We start from the raw sequence: 26,305 nt of genomic DNA on the forward strand, positions 1-26,305 counted from the left end.
AAAGGACTCATTATGCTCAGAAAATATTTCGTCCCCGCCCTGATGGCGGCGGCGCTTTTGACAGGTTGCCAGGCTCCTCAGGGAAAATTTACCCCCGAGCAGGTGGCGGCGATGAAATCTTACGGCTTCACTGAAAGCAATGGCGATTGGTCCCTGGGCTTATCCGATAGCATCCTGTTTGACAAGAATGACTACCGACTACGTCCCGACAGCCGCCAGCAGATCACCACGATGGCCTCGCGGCTGGCGGCGACCGGGATCACCCATAGCCGCCTTGAAGGCCACACCGATAATTACGGTGAGGATAGCTATAACGAAGCCCTGTCGCTTAAGCGCGCCAATAGCGTAGCCGATGCCTGGGCGGAAGGCGCCCATGTCCCGCGCAGTCATTTAGTCACCCGCGGCCTTGGCAAGAAATACCCGATCGCCAGCAACGACACGGCGGCCGGGCGCGCTGAAAACCGCCGGGTCACGGTGGTCATCAGCACGCCGTAAGCCTTCGCTTAATCGCTGGACTTCGCCATCCTCATTGCCGTTGCCGCGCGCCAGCGCAGGTAGTCAACGGCAATGAACAGCACCAGACTTGCCCCCATCAATGGCATGGCCAGACCCAGGGCTAACGCTATCCCCAGTACCAGCCCACGGGCAGGCCAGGCGAGCGACAGCCATGCCTGCAGCAGCGAATGCGCCGGATCCCAGACCGCCTGAGGCGGACGGCGGATCCACCACAGCCGGTAGCCCACGCCGATGGTGACGCACAGCGCGCAGCCGAACCCTACCAGCAGCAACTGATTCGCCAGACCAAAGAGGACCCCCATGTGGAAATCGACGCCCCAGCGGGTGAGCTTCGCCATCAGCGGGAAGTCGGCGAACCGGGTGCGATCCACCACCTGCATCGTGGCGCCATCGATCGCCACCGCGTCCACCTGCGTCGGCCAGCGGCGGTCGATCTCATTTACCGTCCAGGCACGTTCCTTCGAAACCGGCGGACGGATCTCCAGCCGGCTGGCGTTCAGCCCCGCCTGACGGGCCACCGCCAGCACCAGGTCAAACTGCGCTGGCTGCAGCACTGACTGATGCTGCATGGCCATCCCGTCCATATGATGCCCGGCGTGGGGATCGTGCGCCATCGGCGCCTCACCGTGCAGCAGGGTATTCACCTGCGGCGTCCACCAGCCGAAAGCCGCCCGCATTTTATCCACATTACCGCCAGCCCATTGCGACCAGGTCAGGCCGGTGGCGGAGAAGAGCAGCATGCCCAGCAGTAAGCCCCAGCCCAGCGTCACGTGCAACCGACGATGATTCTGCAGGACGTTATTGATCCGCCGTTTTGGACGTGTCATCGCCCACAGGGCAATGCCACCCAGCGCGGCAACCCACATCCATGAGGCAGCCAGTTCGCTGTATAACCTCCCGCTGTCGCCCAGCAGTAGCGAACGATGCGCATAATCAATCCACTGGCGCAGCGGCAGGATGCCGCTGGTACCGTAGACCGTCATATCGCCCTTCACCCGTAGCGAGATCGGATCGACGAAAATGGCCCGGGATTCTGACTCGCCCAGGCTCGGGTCAACAAACATAATCCGGGTGGTCTCCCCCATCGCGGGGGCCGGCCGCACCGCCAGTAGCCGAAGATTACCCTGGGTCGCTTCTTCCGCCACTGCAATCTGGGCGCTGAGCGGCTGCGGGGTCCCGTCGGCAAGGCCATGCAGCGCGTCGTGATAGAGCCAGTTTTCCAGCTGCGGCGTCGCCACGTACAGCGTGCCGGTCAGGGCAGCGACAAAGATAAACGGTCCGATAAACAGTCCGATGTAGAAATGGAGGCGACGCAGCAGGTTTAACCATGCCGCGCGCGAGGTGCAGGTTGTCATACTCTTCCTTTTTTAAAGCAAAAGAGGTTATTGCGCCGTGCGCAGATTGATTTTTATTAAAGGGAAAAAGCAGACAGCCGCGGCGGGGCGCGGGTTTCAGGGTAGAGCCAGGGGAAGTAGTGCCAGTGTTTTAATACCGGGCGAGAAGCCGGCAGGCGAATACGCCGCAGGAGCATGGCGACGAACAGCGCCAGCGCGAAAAGCAGCCCCGGGACATGGGCTAACAGCACGCAATAGCCACACGCTTCGGCATGGTCCAGCGGCAGTTCGTGTCCGGTATGCGTGGCGCCGTCTGTGCTATGCATCATCGCCATCTCGTGGTCGGGCATTTGCGCCATGCTCGCGGACGAGCTGTCCATCATCATGGCGTGATGCATGCCGGGCATCGCGCTCATGGGGTCTTTTTGCAGGGAGATGGAGATCAGGGGGGCCACGACGATCAACAGGATCGCCAACAGTGCCAGCCAGGCGGCTCGCCGTTTAGGTGTCGTTTGCTGGAAACTGTTGCTGACCACCGCCCCTCCGAATAGAGGGCGTATTGTAAATGATTTACATCACAATGGTTACAACAAAGATAAAAAAAGGGCCAGCCATCTGGCCAGCCCTTCTGTCAGGATGTCGCGAAAGCGAATCTTAGTTAAGACGCTCTTTGATACGAGCAGACTTACCAGTACGCTCACGCAGGTAGTACAGTTTAGCTTTACGTACAGCACCACGACGTTTAACAGCAATGCTGTCAACTACCGGAGAGTGAGTCTGGAAGACACGCTCAACGCCTTCGCCGTTGGAAATTTTGCGAACAGTGAATGCAGAGTGCAGACCGCGGTTACGAATAGCGATAACCACGCCCTCGAATGCCTGCAGACGTTTTTTGGAACCTTCAACAACCCATACTTTCACTTCCACGGTATCACCCGGACGGAAGGAAGGTACGTCCTGCTTCATCTGTTCTTGTTCAAGTTGCTTAATAATGTTGCTCATAATTTAATCTCTTATCCTGGGTAAACTGATATTGGGGGCTCACGCCTGCCCATCATGTTTATGCTGCTGTTGCGCGTGTTCGCTTTTGAACTGCGCCAGCAACTTTGCTTGCTCTTCAGTCAGAGCCAGGTTTTCCAGAAGTTCAGGTCTTCTAAGCCAGGTGCGGCCCAGCGACTGCTTCAGACGCCAGCGACGTATCTCAGCATGGTTTCCCGACAGCAATACTGGCGGTACTTCCATCTCTTCTAACACTTCAGGACGGGTATAGTGCGGGCAATCCAGCAACCCATCAGCAAAGGAATCTTCCGTTGCCGAAGCTTCATGGCCCAGTACTCCCGGAATGAACCGGGAAACGGAGTCAATCAGCGTCATTGCCGGTAACTCACCACCGCTGAGAACGTAATCGCCGATTGACCATTCTTCGTCAATTTCGGTTTGGATTACGCGCTCGTCTATCCCTTCGTAGCGACCGCACACCAGAATCAGTTTCTGATTCGTTGCCAGTTCGCTAACGCCCGCTTGATCAAGCTTGCGTCCCTGAGGTGACAGATAAATCACCTTCGCGCCTTCACCTGCCGCGGCTTTTGCTGCATGAATAGCATCCCGTAAAGGTTGCACCATCATTAGCATCCCCGGTCCGCCGCCGTAAGGACGATCGTCCACGGTACGGTGCCGGTCATGAGCGAAGTCGCGAGGACTCCAGCTTTCGATGCTCAGCAGGCCATTTTTTACTGCCCGGCCAGTTACCCCGTAATCGGTAATTGCGCGGAACATTTCAGGAAACAGGCTAATTATGCCAATCCACATAGCGCCGTCTTTTACCGTTTATCCGGAGAATTTAAAAACCAGGATCCCAATCTACTTCGATAGTACGCGTAGTGAGATCGACTTTCTTGATAACCTGCCCATCGAGGAACGGAACCAACCGCTCCTTGATGCCAAATGCATCTTTCAGGTTTGCCTTGATGACGAGTACGTCATTAGACCCGGTTTCCATCATATCAATGACTTTACCGAGGCTATAGCCTTCCGTTGTCACTACCTGGCAGCCCATCAGGTCTTTCCAGTAGTAGTCACCCTCTTCCAGCTCCGGCAACTGCGATGAATCCACGATAATTTCGCAATTAGTCAGTAGATTCGCGGCATCACGATCGTCAACGCCTTTCAGCTTGATGATGATGTCCTGATTGTGGTGGCGCCAGCCTTCCAGCTCAACAACCTGCCACTGACCCGCCTTCTGGATTAACCAGGGCTGATAGTCAAAAATGCTTTCGGCGTCTTCGGTGGAGGAAAACACTCTGAGCCAACCACGGATACCGTAGGAAGAACCCATTTTCCCCAATACGATCGGATCAACAGGTGCTTGTGCGGTGTGTTGCTTGCTCATCATGACCACCGTGACAGATTAAGCTGCTTTGTTAGCGGCTTTGATCAGCGCGGCAACGCGATCGGAAACAGTAGCGCCCAGGCCAACCCAGTGAGCGATACGATCCAGATCCAGGCGAGTTTCTTCTTCCGCGCCGCTAGCGATCGGGTTGAAGAAACCAACGCGCTCGATGAAGCGACCGTTGCGTGCATTACGGCTGTCGGTGACAACAACCTGGTAGAACGGACGCTTTTTAGCGCCGTGACGTGCTAAACGAATAGTTACCATAACATCCTCTTGTGTGAATAAAACAACCGGGCCCCATCGAGGAACGGAGCCCGGTGTCATATTAAAAGCCCGAAAATTTTACTGATTTCTGTGCAAAAATCAATTCAAAACTATATACGCTAAATAATTCGAGTTGCAGGAAGGCGGCAAGTGAGTAAATCCCCGGGAGCGTACACAAGTACGTGACCGGGGTGAACGAACGCAGCCAACGCATCTGCGGCTTGAATTATGACGCGTATTAGCGGCCCGGGAAGCCTGGCGGCATCATCCCTTTCATCCCGCGCATCATCTTCATCATGCCGCCTTTCGACTTCATCTTCTTCATCATGCGCTGCATGTCGTCGAACTGCTTGAGCAGACGGTTCACATCCTGCACCTGCATCCCGCAGCCGGCGGCGATACGGCGCTTACGTGAACCTTTGATGATTTCCGGTTTGGCGCGCTCTTTCAGGGTCATCGAGTTGATGATGGCTTCCATACGCACCAGCACTTTGTCGTCCATCTGCGCTTTCACGTTGTCCGGGATCTGGCCCATACCCGGCAGCTTGCCCATCAGGCTGGCCATACCGCCCATGTTTTTCATCTGACGCAGCTGCTCAAGGAAGTCCGTCAGATCGAAACCGTCGCCTTTCTTCAGTTTGGAGGCCAGCTTCTCGGCCTGCGCGCGGTCAACTTTGCTCTCGATATCTTCGATCAGCGACAACACGTCGCCCATGCCGAGGATACGGGAAGCGACGCGGTCCGGATGGAACGGCTCCAGCGCTTCGGTTTTCTCGCCGACGCCGAGGAATTTAATCGGCTTGCCGGTAATATGGCGAATCGACAGCGCCGCGCCGCCGCGGGCGTCGCCGTCCACTTTGGTCAGCACCACGCCGGTCAGCGGCAGCGCTTCGTTAAAGGCCTTCGCGGTATTCGCCGCATCCTGGCCGGTCATCGCATCGACGACAAACAGGGTTTCAACCGGATTAATGGCGGCGTGGACGTGCTTGATTTCGTCCATCATCGCTTCGTCAACGTGCAGACGACCGGCGGTATCCACCAGCAGCACGTCGTAGAATTTGAGTTTCGCTTCTTTCAGCGCCGCGTTGACGATATCCACCGGCTTCTGGCCGACGTCAGACGGGAAGAAATCGACGCCGACCTGCTCGGCCAGGGTTTCCAGCTGTTTGATCGCCGCCGGGCGGTAAACGTCCGCGGAAACGACCAGCACTTTCTTCTTGTGCTTCTCGCGCAGGAATTTCCCCAGCTTACCGACGCTGGTCGTTTTACCGGCACCCTGCAGACCCGCCATCAGCACCACGGCCGGCGGCTGCGCGGCCAGGTCGAGCGTCTGGTTCTCTTCGCCCATCGCCGCCACCAGCTCGTTGCGGACGATTTTGACGAACTCCTGACCCGGGGTCAGGCTTTTATTGACTTCATGGCCGACCGCGCTCTCTTTCACGCGGCTGATGAAATCACGAACCACCGGAAGCGCAACGTCCGCTTCCAGCAGCGCCATGCGCACTTCGCGCAGGGTGTCTTTAATATTGTCTTCTGTAAGGCGTCCGCGGCCGCTAATGTTGCGCAGCGTACGCGACAAACGATCGGTTAAATTATCAAACATTGTCTCTCGCCTGAGGTGGAAACGGTCGGTCGCCGCAGCGACACACAAAACGAATGTGGCGGAGTATAACACGACATCAATCTGAATGTGCTGCAACGGTTGGAGCAGAGGCCTGCTGACGTTATACTGCTTCTCTTTCTTATTTAGCCAACAGCCGACACCTATGCCTGTTTTTGCTCTACTCGCCCTTGTCGCCTACTCCGTCAGCCTCGCGCTGATTATCCCCGGCTTGCTGCAAAAAAACAGCAGCTGGCGGCGAATGGCGATTTTATCTGCGACTATCGCGTTGATCTGCCATGCTTTTGCGCTGGAAGCACGGATATTCCCCGGCGGCGAGAGCGGGCAAAACCTCAGCTTACTGAACGTCGGGTCGCTGGTCAGCCTGATGATCTGTACGGTGATGACTATCGTGGCCTCGCGCAATCGCGGCTGGCTGCTGCTGCCTATCGTCTATGCCTTCGCACTGATCAATCTGGCCTTCGCCACTTTCGTGCCTAACGAATATATCACCCACCTGGAAACCACCCCGGGGATGCTGGTGCATATCGGCCTGTCGCTCTTCTCGTACGCCACGCTGATCATCGCCGCGCTGTATGCGCTGCAGCTGGCGTGGATCGACTACCAGTTAAAGAATAAAAAGCTGGCCTTCAGCAGCGAAATGCCGCCGCTGATGAGCATCGAGCGCAAAATGTTCCACATCACCCAGGTCGGTGTGGTGCTGCTGACTCTGACGCTGTGCAGCGGCCTGTTCTATATGCACAATCTGTTCAGCAGCGAAAACATTGATAAAGCGGTGCTGTCGATTATTGCGTGGTTCGTCTATATCGTTCTGCTGTGGGGCCACTATCATGAAGGGTGGCGCGGACGTCGCGTGGTCTGGTTCAGCGTCGCTGGCGCCGGTCTGCTGACGCTGGCCTATTTTGGTAGCCGCGTGCTGCAGCAGTTCGTGAGCTAAGTCTTTTAAGGAATCCTACGTGGAACATATCTCCACCACCACGCTGATCATAACGCTGATCGTCATGGTGATTATCTCTGCCTATTTCTCCGGCTCCGAAACCGGCATGATGACGCTGAACCGCTATCGGCTGCGTCATATGGCGAAACAAGGCAACCGCCCCGCCAAGCGCGTGGAGAAGCTGCTGCGCAAGCCGGACCGCCTGATTAGCCTCGTGCTCATCGGCAATAACCTCGTCAACATTCTCGCCTCGGCGCTGGGCACCATCGTCGGCATGCGCCTGTACGGCGACGCCGGCGTCGCGATCGCCACTGGCGTGCTCACCTTTGTGGTACTGGTATTTGCCGAGGTGCTGCCGAAGACCATCGCCGCGCTCTATCCGGAAAAGGTCGCCTACCCCAGCAGCTTCCTGCTGGCGCCCCTGCAGGTGCTGATGATGCCGCTGGTGTGGCTGCTGAATACCATCACCCGCATGCTGATGCGCATGATGGGCATCCGCACCGATACCGTCATCAGCAGCGCTTTGAGCAAAGATGAACTGCGCACGATTGTGAATGAATCCCGTTCACAAATCTCCCGGCGCAACCAGGATATGCTGCTGTCGGTCCTGGATCTGGAAAAAGTCAGCGTTAACGACATCATGGTGCCGCGCAATGAGATTGTCGGCATCGACATCAATGATGACTGGAAATCTATCGTCCGCCAGCTGACCCACTCGCCACATGGCCGCATCGTGCTCTACCGCGATTCACTGGACGATGCCATCAGCATGCTGCGCGTTCGCGAAGCCTACCGTCTGATGACGGAGAAGAAAGAATTCACAAAAGAGATCATGCTGCGGGCGGCAGATGAGATCTACTTTGTTCCGGAAGGGACGCCGCTCAGCACCCAGCTGGTGAAATTTCAGCGCAATAAAAAGAAAGTGGGTCTGGTGGTCGATGAATACGGCGATATTCAGGGGCTGGTCACCGTCGAAGATATTCTTGAAGAGATTGTCGGCGACTTCACCACCTCCATGTCACCCACCCTGGCGGAGGAAGTGACCCCTCTTAACGACGGCACGGTGATTATCGACGGCAGCGCCAACGTTCGCGAAATCAACAAAGCGTTCAACTGGCACCTGCCGGAAGATGAAGCGCGCACCGTCAACGGTATCATCCTCGAAGCGCTGGAAGAGATCCCGGTCCCGGGCACCCGCGTGCGCATTGAGCAGTACGATATAGATATCCTCGACGTGCAGGACAACATGATCAAACAGGTGAAAGTGATGCCGGTGAAATCATTACGCGAGAGCGTCGCGGAGTAGCGCGAGCGAAGGAATTAACATCACGGTGGGCTGCGGCCCGCCGTTTTTTATCTCACGCCGGGAGTGGTGGCATAAAAAAACGGCCGCCCGCGGGCAGCCGTTGAGCAATGCAGCAAACGTTATTTCGCTTTCGCTACCGTCACCATCGCGGCGCGAATAGTACGGCCGTTCAGGGTATAACCTTTCTGCATCACGGCCAGCACGTTGCCCGCCGCCACGTCTTCAGATTCGACCATCGCAATGGCCTGGTGGACGTTCGGATCCAGCGGAACGTTGGTGTCGGCAATCACTTCCACGCCGAACTTACGCACCACGTCCAGCATGGATTTCAGGGTCAGTTCGATCCCTTCCACCATCGGCGCCAGGTCCGGATTAGCCTTGTCGGCCACTTCCAGCGCGCGGTCCAGGCTGTCGATCACCGGCAGCAGTTCATTGACGAATTTTTCCAGCGCGAATTTGTGCGCTTTCTCGATATCCTGCTCGGTACGGCGACGCAGGTTATCTTCGTCGGCTTTGGCACGCAGCATCACTTCACGTTCACGTTTCTGCGCTTCAGCCAGCTGGGCTTCCAGATTCGCAATTTTTTCATCGCGCGGATCCACCTGCTCAGCCGAAACTTCAGGCTCTACTGCCTCAACGTCGTCGTGCTGCTCCGTGATAATTTCTTCCGGGGCTTGCCCCTCAGGCGTTTTCTGTTCTTTACTACTCATGAATTTCTCCGCGTTTTTTTCGCATTCATCTCGCTAACTTCGCTTATTATGGGGATCAGTTTCCGGGTTTCAAGGGAAGCGGACAGATTGTCACTATTTCATTTAACGCAAGGACATCCAGATCATGAAGAACCATTTCAAGTGTATCGGCATTGTGGGACATCCTCGTCACCCCACCGCCCTGACCACACATGAAATGCTCTGGCGCTGGCTGTGCAGCAAAGGGTATGAAGTGCTGGTTGAACAGCAGATCGCCCATGAACTTCAGCTCAGCAACGTGAAAACCGGCACGCTGGCGGAGATTGGCCAACAGGCCGACCTCGCGGTGGTGGTGGGCGGCGACGGCAATATGCTCGGCGCGGCGCGGACCCTGGCCCGTTACGACATTAACGTCATCGGCATTAACCGCGGCAACCTCGGCTTTCTCACCGACCTTGACCCGGACAACGCCCTGCAGCAGCTCGCCGACGTGCTGGAAGGCCACTACATCGCCGAGAAACGCTTTCTGCTGGAGGCCCAGGTGTGCCAGCAGGATTGCCAGAAACGCATCAGCACCGCCATCAACGAAGTGGTGCTGCACCCCGGCAAAGTGGCGCATATGATTGAGTTCGAAGTCTATATCGACGAAGTCTTTGCGTTCTCTCAGCGCTCTGATGGCCTGATAATCTCCACCCCGACCGGCTCCACCGCCTATTCGCTGTCGGCCGGCGGCCCGATCCTCACCCCGTCACTGGACGCTATCACCCTGGTGCCGATGTTCCCGCACACCCTTTCAGCGCGACCGCTGGTGATCAACGGCGACAGCACCATTCGCCTGCGCTTCTCTCATCGCTGCAGCGATCTGGAGATCAGCTGCGACAGCCAGATTGCCCTGCCGATCCAGGATGGCGAAGACGTTCTCATTCGCCGCTGTGATTATCACCTCAATCTGATTCACCCTAAAGATTACAGCTATTTCAATACATTAAGCACCAAGCTCGGCTGGTCGAAAAAATTGTTCTGATTTACATCGCTGCCTCTTTACTGGATAAAAAACCAGTCTATACTGTACGAAAACACAGTATTGGTTTTTCATACAGGAAGGCAGCTATGTTGGCGCAACTCACCATCAGTAATTTTGCTATCGTTCGTGAACTGGAAATTGATTTCCACAGCGGCATGACCGCCATCACCGGGGAAACCGGCGCCGGGAAATCCATTGCCATCGACGCGCTGGGGCTGTGCCTCGGCGGCAGAGCGGAAGCCGACATGGTGCGTCGCGGCGCCACCCGCGCCGACCTGTGCGCGCGCTTCGCGCTGAAAGATACTCCGGCCGCCCAGCGCTGGCTGGAAGAGAACCAGCTGGAGAGCGGACGTGAGTGTTTACTTCGTCGGGTGATCAGCGCTGACGGCCGCTCTCGCGGCTTTATCAACGGCACCGCCGTCCCGCTCTCGCAGCTGCGCGAGCTGGGCCAGCTGCTGATCCAGATCCACGGCCAGCATGCGCACCAGCTGTTGACCAAACCCGAACACCAGAAAACGCTGCTCGACGGCTATACCGGTGAGTATGCGCTCACTCAGCGCATGGCCGAGCATTACCGCCAGTGGCACCAGAGTTGCCGCGAGCTGGCCCTGCACCAGCAGCAGAGCCAGGAGCGCGCCGCCCGCGCCGATCTGCTGCAGTATCAGCTTAAAGAGCTGAACGAATTTAACCCGCTGCCGGGAGAATTCGAGCAGATTGACGAAGAGTACAAGCGCCTGGCCAACAGCGGCCAGCTGCTCAGCACCTGCCAGCACGCCCTGACGGTACTGGCGGACGGCGAAGAGGCCAATCTGCAGAGCCAGCTTTATACCGCGAAGCAGCTGGTCAGCGAGCTGGTGGGTATGGACAGCAAGCTTTCCGGCGTGCTGGATATGCTGGAAGAGGCGGCCATTCAGCTCAGCGAGGCCAGCGACGAGCTGCGCCACTATCACGACCGTCTGGATCTCGATCCGAACCGTCTGTTCGAACTTGAGCAGCGGATTTCCCGGCAAATCGCGCTGGCGCGTAAACACCAGGTAATGCCGGAAGAGCTGCCGGCGGTTTATCAGGCGATGCTGGAAGAGCAGCGCCTGCTGGACGATAGCGCCGGCTCGCTGGAATCCCTCAGCCAGCAGGTAGTCGAACATCATCAGCTGGCGCTGGAGACCGCACGTCAGCTGCACGCCCTGCGCCAGGCCAGCGCCGACGAGCTGACCCAGCTTATCACCGAGAGTATGCACTCACTTTCGATGCCCCACGGGATCTTCGCGATTGAGGTCGCTTTCGATGAACGCCATCTCACCGCCGACGGCGCCGATCATATTGAGTTCCGTGTCACCACTAACCCCGGTCAGCCGCTGCAGCCGATCGCGAAAGTGGCCTCCGGCGGCGAACTGTCGCGCATTGCGCTGGCGATTCAGGTGATCACCGCGCGTAAAATGGAAACCCCGGCGCTGATCTTCGACGAAGTGGACGTCGGCATCAGCGGCCCGACCGCCGCCGTGGTCGGCAAGCTGCTGCGCCAGCTGGGCGAGTCCACGCAGGTGATGTGCGTGACCCACCTGCCGCAGGTTGCGGGCTGCGGCCACCATCATTTCTTTGTCTGCAAAGAGACCGATGGCGAGATGACCGAAACCCATATGCAGCCGCTGGATAAGCGCGCTCGTCTGCAGGAGCTGGCTCGTCTGCTGGGCGGCAGCGAGGTCACGCGCAACACCCTGGCGAACGCGAAAGAGTTGCTTGCGGCGTAAACTTTTTGATTTTCACAGGGTCATAGTGAACAGCAAATTGCCTGCTGACCTGCAGCCGGAGGTTTCCATCGGCGCGAAGGTCTATTATTATCGGCATATTACAGATGAGCCACGTACTGCTCGGGCCCAAAAAGGAATCAAATCACTATGCGCTGTAAAACGCTGACTGCTGCCGCAGCGGTTCTTCTTATGTTGACCGCAGGCTGTTCCACTCTGGAACGAGTGGTTTACCGTCCTGACATCAACCAGGGTAACTATCTGGCACCTAACGATGTAGCAAAAATTCGTGTCGGTATGACGCAACAGCAGGTTGCTTATGCTCTCGGAACGCCAATGATGTCGGATCCGTTCGGCACCAACACCTGGTTCTATGTATTCCGTCAGGAGCCAGGCCACGAGAAAGTGACTCAGCAGACCCTGACCCTGACCTTCAACAGCGGCGGCGTGTTAACTAACATTGATAACAAGCCCGCGCTGACCAGTCAGTAAGGCCCGGAAAAGCAAAAAGCGCTCAATGAGCGCTTTTTTTATGGCTGATAGCCGGTCTGCTGCTGCGGGTTACTTCGCAGCGCTTTTCTCTGCCCGCTGGCGACGCAGCTCTTTCGGGTCTGCGATCAGCGGGCGATAGATTTCGACCCGGTCGCCGTCGTGAACTTCGTCATGCAGCTTAACCGGACGACTGTAGATACCCAGCTTGTTCTTCGCCAGATCGATATCATCACGCAAGGCCAATAGCCCGCTGGCGATAATCGCCTGCTCGACCGTCGCTCCCTCATCCAGGGTGACTCGCTGCAAATACTGCTTTTCAGGCAGCGCGTAGGCGACTTCAACACGAATATTAGCTGGCACTGTAGACCTCTTTGGCGCGCGAAGTGAACGCCTGCACCATGTTGGCAGCCAGCTCTTTGAAGACCCGGCCAAAGGCCATCTCAATCAGCTTATTGGTAAACTCAAAATCGAGATGGAACTCGATTTTGCACGCCTCGGGGCTCAGCGGAATAAACTTCCAGCCACCAATCAGCTTCTTGAACGGGCCATCCACCAGGCTCATCAAAATGCTCTGGTTGCTGGTCAGTGTATTCCGGGTCGTGAAGGTCTTACTGATGCCGGCTTTGGACACATCAACCGCCGCCGTCATTTGCGTCGGCCCGAATTCCAGCACGCGGCTACCGGTGCAGCCTGGCAGAAAATCAGGATAGGACTTCACATCGTTTACCAGTTGATACATCTGTTCCGCGCTGAAAGGCACCAGCGCAGTACGGCTAATCTGAGGCATAGCAGGTTCCACATTTAAACACAGTGCAAATAATATCATTTATCTGCTGCTAAAAAAAACGCTGTGCCGCAACTCGTGCTAAGATGCGCAGACACCTCGCAGGATGCGATCGAGGTAACTGTGTATAAGACGATGACTTCAGGACATTATGACTAAGAAAAAAGCCCACAAACCTGGATCAGCCACCATTGCGCTGAATAAACGCGCCCGTCACGAATACTTTATCGAAGATGAATACGAGGCTGGTCTCGCCCTGCAGGGCTGGGAAGTCAAATCCCTGCGTGCAGGCAAAGCCAACATCGGCGATAGCTATGTCATCCTGAAGGATGGCGAAGCCTTCCTGTTCGGCGCCAACTTTACGCCCATGGCCGTGGCTTCCACCCACTATGTGTGCGACCCGACGCGCACTCGTAAGCTGCTGCTTAACCAGCGCGAACTCGACACGCTGTACGGCCGCATTAACCGCGAAGGTTACACCGTCGTCGCCCTGTCGCTGTACTGGAAGAACGCCTGGTGCAAAGTGAAAATCGGCGTCGCCAAAGGTAAGAAACAACACGACAAGCGTACCGATCTGAAAGATCGTGAATGGGCGCTGGATAAGGCGCGTATTATGAAGCACGCCGGACGTTAATTTCCCCTCCCCGAGGGCCAGCTCTCGCTGGCCCTTACGCTATATCCTTGTTGATGCTGCTTTTTCGTCCACCCTGCTGAAATAATCCTGCGTGATGGGGCTGGTAACGACATTCACAAATCTGTTATACTTGACCTACACATTGGGGCTGATTCTGGATTCGACGGGATTTGCGAAACCCAAGGTGCATGCCGAGGGGCGGTTGGCCTCGTAAAAAGCCGCAAAAAATAGTCGCAAACGACGAAAACTACGCTTTAGCAGCTTAATAACCTGCTCTGAGCCCTCTCTCCCTAGCTTCCGCTCTTAAGACGGGGATCAAAGAGAGGTCAAACCCAAAAGAGATCGCGTGGATGCCCTGCCTGGGGTTGAAGCGTTAAATCTAATCAGGCTAGTTTGTTAGTGGCGTGTCTGTCCGCAGCTGGCAAGCGAATGTAAAGACTGACTAAGCATGTAGTGCCGAGGATGTAGGAATTTCGGACGCGGGTTCAACTCCCGCCAGCTCCACCAAATCGTGATCCGGATACGTCCGGTGAAGTACAGAAAGCCCGCATGGCACAAGCCCTGCGGGCTTTTTTGTGTCTGTCATTGTCCGAGGACATCCGGTTAAATCCAGAGAAAATTGGTACACGTTTAGGTACACGCTATACTGTGGTCCATTAAACGTGTACCAATTATGGAAGGGATCCAGACATGGCGCGCATTACACGCCCCCTCACTAACAACGAAATCCTCAAAGCGAAACCCCGCGAAAAAGACTTCACCCTGCATGATGGTGATGGCCTGTTCTTGCTCGTCAAAACCTCCGGTAAAAAACTCTGGCGCTTCCGTTATCAGCGACCAGGAAGCAGCAGCCGCACAAATTTGAGTCTCGGATCATACCCTGCCCTTACACTCGCAGCAGCTCGTCAGATACGCGACCAGCACTTAACCACCCTCGCGCAAGGCATGGATCCACAACAGCAGCAGGAGCAAGCGTCAGAACAACGCCAGATTGAGTTAGACAGCATTTTCTCAACAGTGGCTGCTAACTGGTTCCAGATTAAAAGCAGAAGCGTCACAGAAGATTATGCAAAAGACATTTGGCGCTCTTTAGATAAAGACGTGTTCCCCACTATCGGTTCGATACCTGTTCAGGAGATAAAGGCCAGAACGATTGTTGAAGCACTAGAGCCAATTAAAGCTCGTGGTGCACTTGAGACTGTGCGTCGTTTGGTACAACGTGTTAACGAGATAATGATTTATGCGGTTAACACCGGTCTGATAGATGCGAATCCTGCATCAGGTGTTGGCATGGCCTTTGAGAAACCAAAAAAGCAAAACATGCCGACGCTGCGGCCAGAGGAATTGCCGAAACTGATGCGTTCTCTTGTTATGTCCAATCTTTCTGTTTCGACTCGCTGTCTTATTGAGTGGCAGCTCCTAACCCTAGTGCGCCCTTCTGAGGCTTCTGGTGCTCGGTGGGTCGAGATCGATCTCAATGCCAAACTCTGGACGATCCCCGCCGAACGCATGAAGGCCAAGCGTGAGCACATTGTTCCTTTGTCTACTAAAGCATTAGATATTCTGGATGTAATGAAGCCTATTAGCGCTCATAGACAATATATTTTCCCAAGCAGAAATGATCCTAAAAAACCAATGAATAGTCAGACGGCTAACGCAGCTTTAAAGCGTATTGGATATGGAGGTAAGCTAGTCGCACATGGATTAAGGTCTATTGCTAGTACAGCGCTAAATGAAGCAGGAATGAACCCAGACGTGATAGAAGCAGCACTAGCGCATAGTGATAAAAATGAAGTACGTAAAGCTTACAATCGAACAACCTATCTCATGCAACGAATTGAACTAATGAATTGGTGGGCAGACTTCGTAGAAAACAAAAAATAAATCCAACAGAAAATCAAAATAGAGATTGACCACAATCAATCTCTTATTTAATGGAGTTAATATATGTTTCCAATCCAGTCGACTTGATAATCAAGTTGATTTCTTTTGATTTTTTCAAATACTCTACATTAGGCCAAGAGAGATATGTAATTATTATACATATCAATCTTACCATAGCAAAATCAGAAAGGTTAATAAGCGTTTCCACATACATTACCTTATCCTGTTCAGTGAACCCATTTTGAACAGTAATCTCTTTGTCAATCAATTTAACTGCAAGATAAAATCTTCTAGCAAAAGAAAACATTTTATCATCAGAGTTATTGTCTAAAGTCTCAAGTATGTTAGTTAAATTCACACCAACCATACCTCTCTGAACGCTTGTTTTTATAAGTTGCTCAAGTTTATTTACTGCATCAACTTTCTTTACCTCATGCCCCCCATTAGGAGATGGAAAAATTAAAGAAAAGTCATCAAAGCCACTTTTTTGCGCCTCAATTAGATTATAAAATTGAAATTCAAATGACTTTCTTTTATCCAGAATCTCTTGTCTCCTAGTCTCATTAATTAAACATTCATTAGCTGTAAATTGCATTCTTACTGATTTAATCAAAAGCAGTATGGAAATAAAACTTAAGATAGGATTGAGAACCCCTCCAAAGTAATCACCAAACTGCCCCCATACATCCTTTCCTTTTGAAAGAATGGTTGGACCAACGCCAAATTGATAATAGTAAACACCTAAAGTTAACACTATCAAAAATGACGCTAACCAACCAATATATTTCATAAGTCTTCAACCTCAATAACTAAATATTTTACGATCTCACCATTGCTAATGGTCATATCCCTGACCTTTAATAACAAGTGCTCTCGTTCTTCTTCGGCCAGCCTGTTATTTGCATCAAGATTACTTGTTATTTTTTTCGTCTGAGCATCAGTGACATATTTAAGTCCATTTAAAAAACCAAACGATGTAGTTCTCTCTTCGCCATTAACTAATAGTCTACCATTTCCTGTGAAGGTGTTAAAGCGGGTTATGATAGCTTCTATGTAATGGTCATGGTCAGTTTCAATTAACTCTGTAATATTTAAGGCTGTATGTTGATTCAAAGTCGCTATCCTTTGTTTACCGCCAGGTTTTCTATAATTCAAATCGACTGAATAATTACACATCGTAGAAATTTTGTGCATGTTTTTCAGTCTATTTCTTATAGCTTTGGTAAGTTCATCCTCAATATCTTCTAACCCTTTAATAATTTTTATAGCGGCATCGCTAAGTCTAGGGCTTTCTAAAAAAAGAGATTCATAAATGTAATAACTCATCACTTCTGAAAAGACTGATCTAGTCATTGTAGACAATCTAGCTGCGACATTTCTATCCGATATTACTACATCAAAGCATTGGCCAAAAGAACCCGTAAAAGAATGCTTTAATTTTGTGCGAATTTCATTAGTCTGATGGCGATTTTCTTTAACCTTTCCTCGTAATATTGCTTCTGTGATTATACTTGTAACCCCTGAAGCTCCGGATAAAGTCTGAAGAGCGTAATCCATGTCAACTTCGTTGTCACCACTGTTTATGACAAGATCAAGACTTACTTTCATTTTTCCCCCACGAATCGAGAGCAATTTGCTCCAAATGGATAAATATATTACTTAACCATCTATCAATCGCATATTGTTTATAACAAGCAAGTGAATAAAATGTTTTTTTTGATGATGATCAACTAATTTCGTGCGGAGTTACCCCCCGCCTCCGGGCGTTTTCCTTACTCCCAAGCCTCGCCGCCCCAGAGGCTCGCCACGCTCTCGAACAGCACCGCACTAACCACCGACACTCCCGAGAACCCGCGCCGCACAGAGACGCGCTCAGACAGCGAAACTAAATATAATTAAATAAATACTTTACCGCTGGCGCGCAGTGCTTTCCCCGCCTCGCCTGCCCGCTTCGTGGGTCGGTTTTCATGCAGGTGCATCGGGGGGCTCAGGCCGCGCCGGGACAGGGCTGCGAAGGGAGTGACGGGACGGGAAAGTGCATGCAAAACCATGCACCCTGTGGATGCATGGCTTAATTGGGGAAAAATAGCGGTATTTTCGGGGATTTCTTGCGGGGGCTACCTGCCGGCCAGTTCCGTGCGCCGGCGGGCATAAATCAGGCTCTGTGCGGGGGTGTATTTTTCCTGATTATCCACCCGCGAAGCCGCGTCAGGCCTGAATCCGATGGCTGTTAAAATATCGCTGTCTTCTGCCGAATAATTAATTTCTTCACCGGTACTCAGCCACACGGACAGCGCTTCGCGCAGGTAATGCGCCGAACGGTCGAGCGCATGGCCGGTCAGGAGTGCGGGCTGCTGGCTGAGTCCCATCAGCTCCGGGGCGAGCGTGGCCGCCAGCTCTGTCCCGTGCGCCTGCATAAAGTCATTCAGCCGGTTGCGGATACTGATGCGCTGTACCGCTTCATGGGAGCGGATATAGCGCCCGGCGGCCTGATTTATCTCCCATTTTTTGACATCGATAATGTCGCGCAGTGTCTGCATTCTGCCCGGTATACGCTCATCCCCGGCCAGTACCTGCTCGCGGTATTCCTGCTCTGCGGCTGCGAGTTCGGCTTTACGGTTCAGCCAGTCGGTTTCGTTCTTCTGACAGGCTTCAAAGGCCTGCTGTAGCGTAAGGGTGGTCATGGTCAGTTCTCCCCTGATTAATGACGGTATGGCGAGCTGTAGCAGCCCTGCACGTTACGGGGTGCCGGGGGTGTGACCGGCTCCGCGACAGGCGGCGCTTTCTCCGCCGGGGGCCGGATAACCTCGTCGATGGCTTCAGTGGTGCGGAACGTCGCCGAGCACTCAATATTGGTGCACTGGTGATAGCGCTGTTTGACGTTCTCCGACAGATAGCGGGAGGTGCGGGCATGCGCCGACTTTTTGCAGAACGGACAGTGCATCATGGCAGCAGCCCCCGCGCTTTCAGGTCAGCCTCGCGCTGACGCATTTTCTCCTGCCAGACCTTACGCTCGCCGGGCGTGCTGGCGGCGTCGTGGTCCATATGCGGGAGGGTGACGGCCGGGAAGCCGGTCAGGGAGAGCACCGGCTCATCCGCTGGCGTGACGGAGAAGTCGCTCACTTTCCTGGTCAGGAAGGTCACCACCTGATGCATGACCTCTTTCTCCGGCTCGATATACCCCTGATGGCCGGTGGTGTTGGCCAGCGGATTTTCCATCACCTCTGCTTTCAGCACCATCGCCCGGACCAGTGGCCCGAGGGTGTCATTCAGCGCGCGGTTAAGCTCTTCCTCAGCATATTTACTCAGCACAGCATGATGCGCCTGGCGGAATGCCCGCGCGGTGCTGTTGCAGGTGGCTTTCAGCTGGTCACGTTCAAAGGCCAGCACTTCGGTCAGGTTGTGGCATTCCTGCGCCAGCTCCCGGCGGGCCACGCGTTCGATATGACCGCTTTTCAGCTCATCGGTCAGCATGGCACCCCCGGCACGGAAAGCAGCGCGCCATGTGCGGGTATCGCTGCCGTTGTCCTGCTCCAGCGCCGCTTTCTGCTCCTCCGCGCGGGTGATGGCCGTCAGGGTGTCCTCCATCTGGCGGGCCTGTTCAAGATGGGCCGCTCTGGCTGCGGCCAGTCGCTCCAGCGCCGGTTTCAGGTAATCAGGGATAAAGGTGTTGTCGGTCATGGCAGGTTTCCTCGTGGTTTCAACATGAGGTGATTCTGCCGGGGCACACACAACAACACGACCTGTTGCGGTTGTGGCAGTTCTGGCACAAACAGGACATCAAAAGCCGGCTTGCCAGAGAATGGTCTCAGGAAAAGCATACTCACCGTTTGTTTTTTTACATATAACTGTTCACTACTGTTCACTTTAAATGAAAAGATAATAAATACAGCAAGTTAAGTGGTGAACAGTTGAGGGTGAAAGTGTTCACCGACTGTTCACTACTGTTCACCGCTACCGGCAATCCCCTTTCGAATGATTCATTGTTTTAAACATTTTATTTCATGAAATTAATAGGAGAATGCAATTAATCGAGTTTTATGAATGTCTCAGCGCGTCGTGTGCCAATTATTTTTCACTTTTTCATTTCACAGCTCAAATAACAGACAAAATCGCTCCACGGCACAACATGCCTCTGTTGCAATGAAGGAAAATATTCACAAAATAGAGAGCTACCCGAGGCCGGACGGACACGACCGGCACTGTATGGACTTTATGAGGTAGCCCGATGCACACCGCTTTTTCTTCCCCGTCTTCTGCTCCTGCCGCGCCGCTGATGCCAGTCTCTGATGCCGTTCACGAGCGTTTTATCCGTCTGCCCGAAGTGATGCATCTGTGTGGCCTGTCACGCTCCACGATTTACGACCTCATCAGCCGGGAGGCTTTCCCGAAACAAATCTCCCTAGGCGGGAAAAACGTGGCGTGGGCGCAGTCGGAAATCACCGGGTGGATGGCCGACCGTATCGCCGAACGCAACCGGAGTTACGACGCATGATGCCCGTTCAGCAAACAGCCCCTTTTTCTGGCTTGCATCTGTTGTGTGTTTCCTGGTACAGTTTTGCCATTGTCGCAAAATCGGCAACCGGGCGTGAGAACCCGAGCAATCCATCGGCGATACCAGACGCGCCATGCGTCTTTTTTTGTGTCGCAATCAACGCCACAGAGCACCAGATAATGGTGTGGTGTGCGCACATTCGTGCAGGTGTGACTCTCCGTCTCCTGTCCGTATTCGCACATTATGCCGCCATGTCAATGGTAGCTCAGGCGGGGCAGCCCTCGGGCTGGCCGGTATTCGATGGAGCCGGTATTCTCACCCCCGTCTGGGCTATCGCCACTGAGCGTGAGAACTCCGGCGATAGCAATTATCAGCTATCCATCGGAGGTTGCCTTATGGCTACGATCCTCACCCCGTCTCACCCTGAATTCGTCTTTGTATTTGCGGCTGTTCGTCGCGCAGACCGTAAGCCACGCATTTGTATGCTCCGCACCGTTGCCGGTGACGAGCGTACCGCACGTCGCTCCCTTGTTCGCGAGTACGTTCTTTCTCTTGCCGCCCGTCTGCCGCTTGCGGAGGCATCACATGCATACTGAAAACAGCATTCAGCGCGTCTCTGTACGTTGCGATGACACTGGCACCTTCCGCGAGCACCTCAGTATTGAGGCTTACCACAAACTCAATCGCGCCAGCGCCGTGACACACTTTGTCGGGCTTGATTTGAAACAACGTGAACTCTCCGGGCTGCATCAGCTTTCGGTGCCCCATATTCTGAGTTATCTGCATGAGGACATCAGCTACGTGCTGGAGGAGCTCAAAGCCAAAGGACTGTGCCGGGATTTCGTGGCCCCACCATCGGTGAGCGGAGGTGAACAGCATGTTTGATTTCCCTCAGCCGGGTGAAATATACCGGAGCTCCGGTTTTCCTGACGTGAAGGTCTTGAGTGTTCTGGCCGATGGTATTCCGTGGGACATGCCGTACCGCTGTCCGGGACTGGTCTGGAACCCGTACCGGCACACCTACACCATCCTTATTCGTATTATTGCCGGTGGCAGCATGGCAGAAATTCCGCTCGGCCGCTTTTTGCGGGACTTTAGCTGTGAGCGCCTTGATTTAATAAAGCGAAACCCTGAAAACCGCCATGCCGTTTTACGTGAAATCGCTGCTGACCCGGAATTACAGCAATACCGCGTGCGGAATATCGATAAGTATCCGGGTGATATTTCCCCGGAGAGACGTCCGGCACCGGCGGTGAGGAAATGGCGGAATAATGTCGACACGGACATGAAAATAAAACCGGATAACAGCTACCGCCATTATCTGTAATTAAAAACGACACCCAAAAATAAAATGTGCGTACCTGCACAGGGATACGCACATCCTCAGGAGACGGAATCATGCCTGTTAATACCTCAGCCATACTACAAAATCAGCGCCTGACTGCATTCAGCCAGAATGACCTTGAATGCCTGGAACATCTTCGCAACGTCGGCCACTTTGTCAGCGCGATGATGCAGGAGCAGGACTGTACTTCCCTGCGCCGCGACCCGGCGCAACAGTCGCAGCTCACCTCCGTGATTTACCTCATGACCGCCCAGCTCGACGGCGTGGTCGAGCGCTGTAATCACCGCTGGTTCACCGGGGAGGGCAACGTATGAAAACGCCTCTGCCGCCCGTATTGCGCGCTGCCCTGTATCGCCGCGCTGTCGCCTGTGCCTGGCTGACCCTGTGCGAACGTCAGCACCGCTATCCCCACCTCACCCTCGACGCGCTGGAAAGCGCCATCGCCGCCGAGCTGGAGGGCTTCTACCTGCGCCAGCACGGCGAGGAAAAAGGCCGTCTGATTGCCTGTGCATTACTGGAAGATTTGATGGAGGCCGGGCCGCTGAAAGCCGCCCCGTCGCTGTCCTTCCTCGGACTCGCCGTGATGGATGAGCTCTGCGCCCGCCATATCACATCGCCTGTACTGCACTGAGGGAGAAAACCATGAAAATGAACGTAACGGACACCGTAAAACAGGCGTGCGGCCACTGGCCGCGCATTCTCCCGGCGCTGGGAATGAAAGTGATAAAAAACCGCCATCAGGCCTGTCCGGTGTGCGGGGGCGCTGACCGGTTCCGCTTTGACGATAAAGAGGGGCGTGGCACATGGTTCTGTAACCAGTGCGGTGCCGGTGACGGCCTGAAACTGGTTGAGAAGGTGTTCGGCATATCGGCATCCGAGGCCGCCGGGAAAGTGAACGCCGTCACCGGGAATCTGCCACCGGTGGCCCCGGAGGTGATGGAGGCCGCAGACGCCGGAACGGAGGCCGACCGCAAAGCAGCGGCCGCGCTGGCCGTCAGACTGCTGGAGAAAACCCGCCCGGCCACCAGCAACGCCTACCTGACCCGCAAGGGCTTCGCAGGTCGTGAGTGTCTGACGCTGACCGCGTCTCACAAAACCGGCGGCGTGGCCTACCGCGCCGGTGATGTGGTAGTGCCGCTGTATGACGGGACCGGCGCGCTGGTTAACCTCCAGCTTATTAATGCTGACGGTCTTAAACGCACCCTGAAGGGCGGGCAGGTCAAAGGCGCATGCCACCTTATCGACGGACAGAAACAGGCGGGAAAACGCCTGTGGATAGCGGAGGGCTATGCAACGGCCCTTACCGTGCATCACCTGACCGGAGAAACCGTCATGGTGGCGCTGTCGTCCGTGAACCTTCTTTCTCTGGCGAGCCTGGCCCGTCAGAAACACCCGGCCTGTCAGATTATCCTCGCCGCCGACCGTGACCTGAACGGCACCGGCCAGACTAAAGCCGCTGCGGCCGCAGCAGCCTGTGAGGGCATTGTCGCCCTGCCGCCGGTGTTCGGTGACTGGAATGATGCGATGATGCTGAAGGGGGAGGACGCCACGCGGAAAGCCATTTATGCCGCTATCCGGCCAGCGGCACAAAGCCCGTTTGACACCATGAGCGAGGCGGAATTTACCGCCATGAGCGCCAGCGATAAGGCGATGCGGGTGCATGAACATTACGGCGAAGCGCTGGCCGTGGATGCCAACGGCCAGCTCCTGTCCCGCTATGAAAACGGCATCTGGAAGGTAATTCCGCCGTCTGACTTTGCCCGCGATGTGGCCGGACTGTTCCAGCGGCTGCGCGCCCCGTTCTCATCGGGGAGAATTGCGTCGGTGGTGGAAACCCTGAAACTGATTATTCCCCAGCAGGAGGCACCGGCACGCCGTCTGATTGGTTTTCGCAACGGGGTACTCGATACCCAGAGCGGTCTGTTCAGCCCGCACAGCAAATCGCACTGGCTGCGCACCCTGTGTGACGTGGATTTCACCCCGCCGGTGGAGGGCGAAACGCTGGAGACCCACGCGCCGAACTTCTGGCGCTGGCTCGACCGGGCGGCCAGTGGCAACCCGACAAAACGTAACGTGATTCTGGCCGCACTGTTTATGGTGCTGGCGAACCGCTACGACTGGCAGCTCTTTCTCGAAGTGACCGGGCCGGGCGGCAGCGGGAAAAGTATCCTCGCCGAAATCGCCACGATGCTGGCCGGAGAGGATAACGCCACGTCGGCGGATATCGACACGCTGGAAGACCCGCGCAAGCGCGCCTCCCTGATTGGCTTCTCGCTGATACGTCTGCCTGACCAGGAGAAATGGAGCGGTGACGGTGCCGGGCTCAAGGCCATCACCGGCGGCGATGCGGTGTCGGTCGACCCGAAATACCAGAACCCGTACTCGACGCATATTCCGGCGGTGATTCTGGCGGTCAACAATAATCCGATGCGCTTCACCGACCGCAGCGGCGGCGTGTCACGTCGCCGGGTGATTATCCACTTCCCGGAGCAGATAGCCCCGGAGGAGCGCGACCCGCAGCTCAGGGATAAAATCGCCCGCGAGCTGGCCGTCATCGTGCGCCAGTTAATGCAGCGGTTCAGCGACCCGATGAGTGCCCGTTCACTGCTCCAGTCGCAGCAGAACTCCGACGAGGCGCTCAGTATTAAACGCGACGCTGACCCGACGTTTGATTTTTGCGGCTATCTGGAGGCGCTGCCGGAGCCGGACGGAATGTATATGGGGAACGCCAACATTATCCCGCGCCAGCCCCGCCTGTATCTGTATCACGCCTATCTGGTGTACATGGAGGCCCACGGCTACAGGAATGCGCTCAGTCTGACCATGTTCGGCAAGGGGCTCTCAGCCATTCTGAAAGAGTACGGCCTGAATTACGAGAAGCGCCGCACAAATCAGGGCATGCAGACCAATCTCGCCCTCAGGGAGGAAAGCAACGCCGACTGGCTGCCGAAGTGCGACGAACCCACCGCTACATAACCTACCCGGACCGGCAACAGCCGGTCTTTTTTTGCCTGCATACCGGCCCGAGTGAACAGTAAAGTGTTCACTGTTCACCGAGTATTCACAAGATAACATCATGAAAATAAACAATAAAAACACCGAGTGAACAGTGTGAACAGTTTTTCCAGAAAAAACTTTTTACCCTTGAAAATTATCAGGCAACTGAGTACCAAGAGCAGGCGTTACTTTCATCGAGATATATCAAATTACGAAAGGATGCAAAAAGCACCTCATATATGCACACTATTATTTTTGTAAACAAGTTAAAATTAATGATATTAGATCCCTAAGCACTCCTTTATTTTCTGCGTATCATCCTTCACCTCATGAATAGCCTGCATCATTTTTACGAAGTCAGATTGATAATGACCTTGCAACATTATAAAGTCATCATTATAAACCAATTTCTCGTTGTGAAGCCCTTTAAAATCATCAACAAACTGAATTATTTTATTTACATTGTCTCTAATGGAGATAAATGTTATTAAAATATCGTAACGGGGCATATCTGTTATGCTATATTCCTTTAGCAGGTTGGCTGATTTAATTAAAAGCGCGTAATGATGGGCATATATAGAATCAGAAATAAACACTTCCCTATCAAATATCAAGTCCTTAAAATCCCTTTCAAATTGATAAAATGCATCATCTAAATCACGAACCATATAATAAATATAATAGAGCACTTTCTTTTTTTTAATTTCTTCTTCATTCTTTTTTTCACGAGTATCTTTACGTGATATATAAATTGAAACCACTACAGCAGCAGCACCACCTAAAAATGACAAAACTCCGCTAACAGCCTGTACTGAATCAGTAAAACTACTGTTAATCAAAAATATACTACCGTCCTTAATTGAAAATACTAATATAAGCAAAAGAGCAATAAGTATTATAAGCAGCATATGTATAGAGTATTTTTTAATATTTCCCATATTTCGAACCCTAATAGTATTATAGATAACTCGACATTTCTTAATCAAAAGTATTGTTCCCCTACGAAAAAGGATATCAATACGTATGTCACTTCATCAAGTTATAGTAAGTTTAATTCTGTGTTTTGCTCACAACAAAATATAACGTTTGTACCTGTAGCCCGTAGAGGTGAACAGTAAAGTGTTCACTGCTCATCTAGCAATCACAATATAATACATTGAAAATAAACAAAAAAACCACATAGCACAGTATTCACAAAAACTTTTTTCTTCCCCCCTTATCACCATCGTATTGCCGTGACGGTCGCATGAAATAGGCAAGAAACACGCTGAGGTGAAGAGTTTACTGTTCACTCTTCACCAACTGATCACCATCTATCATTATGATATTAAAAAGAAAAATAAGATTGTGAACAGTGTGAACAGTTAAATGCAAAAAAACTTTTTATCCAGCCTTTGTAGATACAGAAAAATCATCAGGAGAAAGAGCAATCGACAACTTTAGATAGGTAAGAATGCTATGACATCCCATAATTGGTACACATTTAGGTACACAAATGAAAGTTGAACACATTAAAATTATTTATTTTTAAACAGTTACAAGATTAATTCAGACTCCGCCAGCCCCCAAAATTCTCCATCGGTGATTACCAGAGTCATCCGATGAAGTCCTGAAAGCCCGCACGGCGCAAGCCCTGCGGGCTTTTTTGTGCCTTGAATTTATCCCGCGAAGTCCGAAGAGAACTCATTAAATCCGAACCTTTTAGGCCCATTGATAGGCCCAACGAAAAGCTCTGTTGTTTTCGCGCTACCAATTACCCGCCAACCCCCCCTCTCAGAATTAGACCTCCCACGACACTCGCACAACCCTTTCACCCTCCGGCCGCGTCCGCGGCCGGAGAGATAGA

31 protein-coding genes, 1 other RNA gene and 1 pseudogene are annotated in these 26,305 nt (G+C 53.6%); 17 read left to right on the forward strand and 16 right to left on the reverse strand.

Annotation, left to right across the window (positions count from 1 at the left end; translation table 11 throughout):
- Positions 1–12: 12 nt before the first annotated feature.
- A complete protein-coding gene (locus NKJ21_RS16430) occupies positions 13–495 on the forward strand; it encodes an OmpA family protein (protein ID WP_008806089.1) in 483 nt (160 codons plus the stop codon).
- A gap of 8 nt (positions 496–503) precedes the next feature.
- On the opposite strand, the gene NKJ21_RS16435 is transcribed toward NKJ21_RS16430, so the two are convergent.
- The 7 genes from NKJ21_RS16435 to ffh all read right to left on the reverse strand — a co-directional run bounded on the left by NKJ21_RS16435 (position 504) and on the right by ffh (position 6,109).
- The gene (locus NKJ21_RS16435) at positions 504–1,871 is read right to left on the reverse strand and encodes a PepSY domain-containing protein (RefSeq protein ID WP_063266666.1); all 1,368 of its coding nucleotides are present in this window, start codon (positions 1,869–1,871) and stop codon (positions 504–506) included.
- 56 nt (positions 1,872–1,927) lie between these two features.
- Entirely contained in the window at positions 1,928–2,386 is a 459-nt protein-coding gene (locus NKJ21_RS16440; protein ID WP_043876178.1) for a DUF2946 domain-containing protein, read from the reverse strand.
- A gap of 118 nt (positions 2,387–2,504) precedes the next feature.
- The gene (gene rplS / locus NKJ21_RS16445) at positions 2,505–2,852 is read right to left on the reverse strand and encodes a 50S ribosomal protein L19 (RefSeq protein ID WP_002914145.1); all 348 of its coding nucleotides are present in this window, start codon (positions 2,850–2,852) and stop codon (positions 2,505–2,507) included.
- A 39-nt stretch (positions 2,853–2,891) separates the two neighbouring features.
- The gene (trmD, locus tag NKJ21_RS16450) at positions 2,892–3,659 is read right to left on the reverse strand and encodes a tRNA (guanosine(37)-N1)-methyltransferase TrmD (protein ID WP_008806092.1); all 768 of its coding nucleotides are present in this window, start codon (positions 3,657–3,659) and stop codon (positions 2,892–2,894) included.
- A 31-nt stretch (positions 3,660–3,690) separates the two neighbouring features.
- Positions 3,691–4,239 carry a ribosome maturation factor RimM gene (gene rimM, locus NKJ21_RS16455; RefSeq protein WP_008806093.1) on the reverse strand — a complete coding sequence of 183 codons (549 nt, stop codon included), beginning with the start codon at positions 4,237–4,239 and terminating at the stop codon, positions 3,691–3,693.
- Between the two features lie 18 nt (positions 4,240–4,257).
- Positions 4,258–4,506: a 30S ribosomal protein S16 gene (rpsP, locus tag NKJ21_RS16460; protein ID WP_012540839.1), complete on the reverse strand. Its 249-nt coding sequence runs from the start codon at positions 4,504–4,506 to the stop codon at positions 4,258–4,260.
- A 238-nt stretch (positions 4,507–4,744) separates the two neighbouring features.
- Positions 4,745–6,109, reverse strand: a complete 1,365-nt coding sequence (gene ffh, locus NKJ21_RS16465; RefSeq protein WP_002914152.1) for a signal recognition particle protein — start codon at positions 6,107–6,109, stop codon at positions 4,745–4,747.
- 163 nt (positions 6,110–6,272) lie between these two features.
- Here ffh and NKJ21_RS16470 point away from each other — a divergent pair, with 163 nt between their 5' ends.
- Positions 6,273–7,064: an inner membrane protein YpjD gene (locus tag NKJ21_RS16470; protein ID WP_002914153.1), complete on the forward strand. Its 792-nt coding sequence runs from the start codon at positions 6,273–6,275 to the stop codon at positions 7,062–7,064.
- Positions 7,065–7,083: 19 nt separating this feature from the next.
- Positions 7,084–8,370, forward strand: coding sequence for an HlyC/CorC family transporter (locus NKJ21_RS16475; RefSeq protein WP_012540838.1), 1,287 nt, complete (start codon positions 7,084–7,086; stop codon positions 8,368–8,370).
- A gap of 119 nt (positions 8,371–8,489) precedes the next feature.
- On the opposite strand, the gene grpE is transcribed toward NKJ21_RS16475, so the two are convergent.
- Positions 8,490–9,080, reverse strand: a complete 591-nt coding sequence (gene grpE / locus NKJ21_RS16480; protein WP_008806096.1) for a nucleotide exchange factor GrpE — start codon at positions 9,078–9,080, stop codon at positions 8,490–8,492.
- A 124-nt stretch (positions 9,081–9,204) separates the two neighbouring features.
- Here grpE and nadK point away from each other — a divergent pair, with 124 nt between their 5' ends.
- The 3 genes from nadK to bamE all read left to right on the forward strand — a co-directional run bounded on the left by nadK (position 9,205) and on the right by bamE (position 12,320).
- Complete coding sequence (gene nadK / locus NKJ21_RS16485; protein ID WP_002914158.1) at positions 9,205–10,083, forward strand: NAD(+) kinase; 879 nt, start codon at positions 9,205–9,207, stop codon at positions 10,081–10,083.
- A gap of 86 nt (positions 10,084–10,169) precedes the next feature.
- On the forward strand, positions 10,170–11,831 hold the full coding sequence (recN, locus tag NKJ21_RS16490; protein ID WP_008806097.1) for a DNA repair protein RecN: 1,662 nt from the start codon (positions 10,170–10,172) through the stop codon (positions 11,829–11,831).
- 147 nt (positions 11,832–11,978) lie between these two features.
- The gene (gene bamE, locus NKJ21_RS16495) at positions 11,979–12,320 is read left to right on the forward strand and encodes an outer membrane protein assembly factor BamE (RefSeq protein WP_008806098.1); all 342 of its coding nucleotides are present in this window, start codon (positions 11,979–11,981) and stop codon (positions 12,318–12,320) included.
- A gap of 69 nt (positions 12,321–12,389) precedes the next feature.
- Here the strand turns inward: bamE and NKJ21_RS16500 are convergent, their stop codons facing one another.
- Entirely contained in the window at positions 12,390–12,680 is a 291-nt protein-coding gene (locus NKJ21_RS16500) for an RnfH family protein (protein WP_004145682.1), read from the reverse strand.
- The gene (locus NKJ21_RS16505; RefSeq protein ID WP_008806099.1) at positions 12,670–13,107 is read right to left on the reverse strand and encodes a type II toxin-antitoxin system RatA family toxin; all 438 of its coding nucleotides are present in this window, start codon (positions 13,105–13,107) and stop codon (positions 12,670–12,672) included. The genes NKJ21_RS16500 and NKJ21_RS16505 overlap by 11 nt, the downstream gene beginning before the upstream one ends.
- Positions 13,108–13,255: 148 nt before the next feature.
- On the opposite strand from NKJ21_RS16505, the gene smpB reads away from it, so the two are divergent.
- The 3 genes from smpB to NKJ21_RS16520 all read left to right on the forward strand — a co-directional run bounded on the left by smpB (position 13,256) and on the right by NKJ21_RS16520 (position 15,622).
- Complete coding sequence (smpB, locus tag NKJ21_RS16510; RefSeq protein WP_002914164.1) at positions 13,256–13,738, forward strand: SsrA-binding protein SmpB; 483 nt, start codon at positions 13,256–13,258, stop codon at positions 13,736–13,738.
- A 144-nt stretch (positions 13,739–13,882) separates the two neighbouring features.
- Positions 13,883–14,245: a transfer-messenger RNA gene (gene ssrA, locus NKJ21_RS16515) on the forward strand.
- 183 nt (positions 14,246–14,428) lie between these two features.
- Positions 14,429–15,622 (forward strand): integrase domain-containing protein, encoded by a 1,194-nt coding sequence (locus NKJ21_RS16520; protein ID WP_085831439.1) that lies wholly within the window; start codon positions 14,429–14,431, stop codon positions 15,620–15,622.
- A 43-nt stretch (positions 15,623–15,665) separates the two neighbouring features.
- Here the strand turns inward: NKJ21_RS16520 and NKJ21_RS16525 are convergent, their stop codons facing one another.
- The 5 genes from NKJ21_RS16525 to NKJ21_RS16545 form a co-directional block, all read right to left on the reverse strand.
- Positions 15,666–16,412, reverse strand: coding sequence for a hypothetical protein (locus NKJ21_RS16525; RefSeq protein WP_085831438.1), 747 nt, complete (start codon positions 16,410–16,412; stop codon positions 15,666–15,668).
- A complete protein-coding gene (locus NKJ21_RS16530) occupies positions 16,409–17,230 on the reverse strand; it encodes a hypothetical protein (protein WP_085831437.1) in 822 nt (273 codons plus the stop codon). Before NKJ21_RS16530 ends, NKJ21_RS16525 begins: the two co-directional genes overlap by 4 nt.
- Positions 17,231–17,739: 509 nt before the next feature.
- Entirely contained in the window at positions 17,740–18,306 is a 567-nt protein-coding gene (locus NKJ21_RS16535) for a phage polarity suppression protein (protein WP_064164905.1), read from the reverse strand.
- 17 nt (positions 18,307–18,323) lie between these two features.
- Entirely contained in the window at positions 18,324–18,569 is a 246-nt protein-coding gene (locus NKJ21_RS16540) for an ogr/Delta-like zinc finger family protein (RefSeq protein WP_004152203.1), read from the reverse strand.
- On the reverse strand, positions 18,566–19,303 hold the full coding sequence (locus tag NKJ21_RS16545; protein ID WP_240273341.1) for a glycoprotein 3: 738 nt from the start codon (positions 19,301–19,303) through the stop codon (positions 18,566–18,568). The genes NKJ21_RS16540 and NKJ21_RS16545 overlap by 4 nt, the downstream gene beginning before the upstream one ends.
- Positions 19,304–19,850: 547 nt before the next feature.
- On the opposite strand from NKJ21_RS16545, the gene NKJ21_RS16550 reads away from it, so the two are divergent.
- The 8 genes and pseudogenes from NKJ21_RS16550 (at position 19,851) to NKJ21_RS16585 (ending at position 24,438) form a co-directional block, all read left to right on the forward strand.
- Positions 19,851–20,117, forward strand: coding sequence for an AlpA family transcriptional regulator (locus NKJ21_RS16550; RefSeq protein WP_181944414.1), 267 nt, complete (start codon positions 19,851–19,853; stop codon positions 20,115–20,117).
- A pseudogene (locus NKJ21_RS16555) lies at positions 20,117–20,488 on the forward strand (ash family protein); the annotation flags it as partial. The gene NKJ21_RS16550 and the pseudogene NKJ21_RS16555, both read left to right, overlap by 1 nt.
- A gap of 24 nt (positions 20,489–20,512) precedes the next feature.
- Positions 20,513–20,713 carry a host cell division inhibitor Icd-like protein gene (locus NKJ21_RS16560; RefSeq protein WP_232633948.1) on the forward strand — a complete coding sequence of 67 codons (201 nt, stop codon included), beginning with the start codon at positions 20,513–20,515 and terminating at the stop codon, positions 20,711–20,713.
- On the forward strand, positions 20,703–21,002 hold the full coding sequence (locus tag NKJ21_RS16565) for a Derepression protein (RefSeq protein ID WP_072032091.1): 300 nt from the start codon (positions 20,703–20,705) through the stop codon (positions 21,000–21,002). The genes NKJ21_RS16560 and NKJ21_RS16565 overlap by 11 nt, the downstream gene beginning before the upstream one ends.
- Positions 20,995–21,444 carry a hypothetical protein gene (locus NKJ21_RS16570; protein ID WP_240273340.1) on the forward strand — a complete coding sequence of 150 codons (450 nt, stop codon included), beginning with the start codon at positions 20,995–20,997 and terminating at the stop codon, positions 21,442–21,444. The genes NKJ21_RS16565 and NKJ21_RS16570 overlap by 8 nt, the downstream gene beginning before the upstream one ends.
- 71 nt (positions 21,445–21,515) lie before the next feature.
- Positions 21,516–21,776, forward strand: coding sequence for a hypothetical protein (locus NKJ21_RS16575; RefSeq protein WP_163613548.1), 261 nt, complete (start codon positions 21,516–21,518; stop codon positions 21,774–21,776).
- On the forward strand, positions 21,773–22,093 hold the full coding sequence (locus tag NKJ21_RS16580) for a DUF5375 domain-containing protein (protein ID WP_004098169.1): 321 nt from the start codon (positions 21,773–21,775) through the stop codon (positions 22,091–22,093). The genes NKJ21_RS16575 and NKJ21_RS16580 overlap by 4 nt, the downstream gene beginning before the upstream one ends.
- 11 nt (positions 22,094–22,104) lie before the next feature.
- Complete coding sequence (locus tag NKJ21_RS16585) at positions 22,105–24,438, forward strand: primase-helicase zinc-binding domain-containing protein (protein WP_254733011.1); 2,334 nt, start codon at positions 22,105–22,107, stop codon at positions 24,436–24,438.
- Between the two features lie 302 nt (positions 24,439–24,740).
- Here NKJ21_RS16585 and NKJ21_RS16590 read toward each other — a convergent pair whose 3' ends face one another.
- On the reverse strand, positions 24,741–25,397 hold the full coding sequence (locus NKJ21_RS16590) for a hypothetical protein (protein ID WP_142891100.1): 657 nt from the start codon (positions 25,395–25,397) through the stop codon (positions 24,741–24,743).
- Positions 25,398–26,305: the final 908 nt, after the last annotated feature.

The organism is Klebsiella sp. SWET4, assembly GCF_024296565.1.
GTDB lineage: Bacteria > Pseudomonadota > Gammaproteobacteria > Enterobacterales > Enterobacteriaceae > Klebsiella > Klebsiella variicola.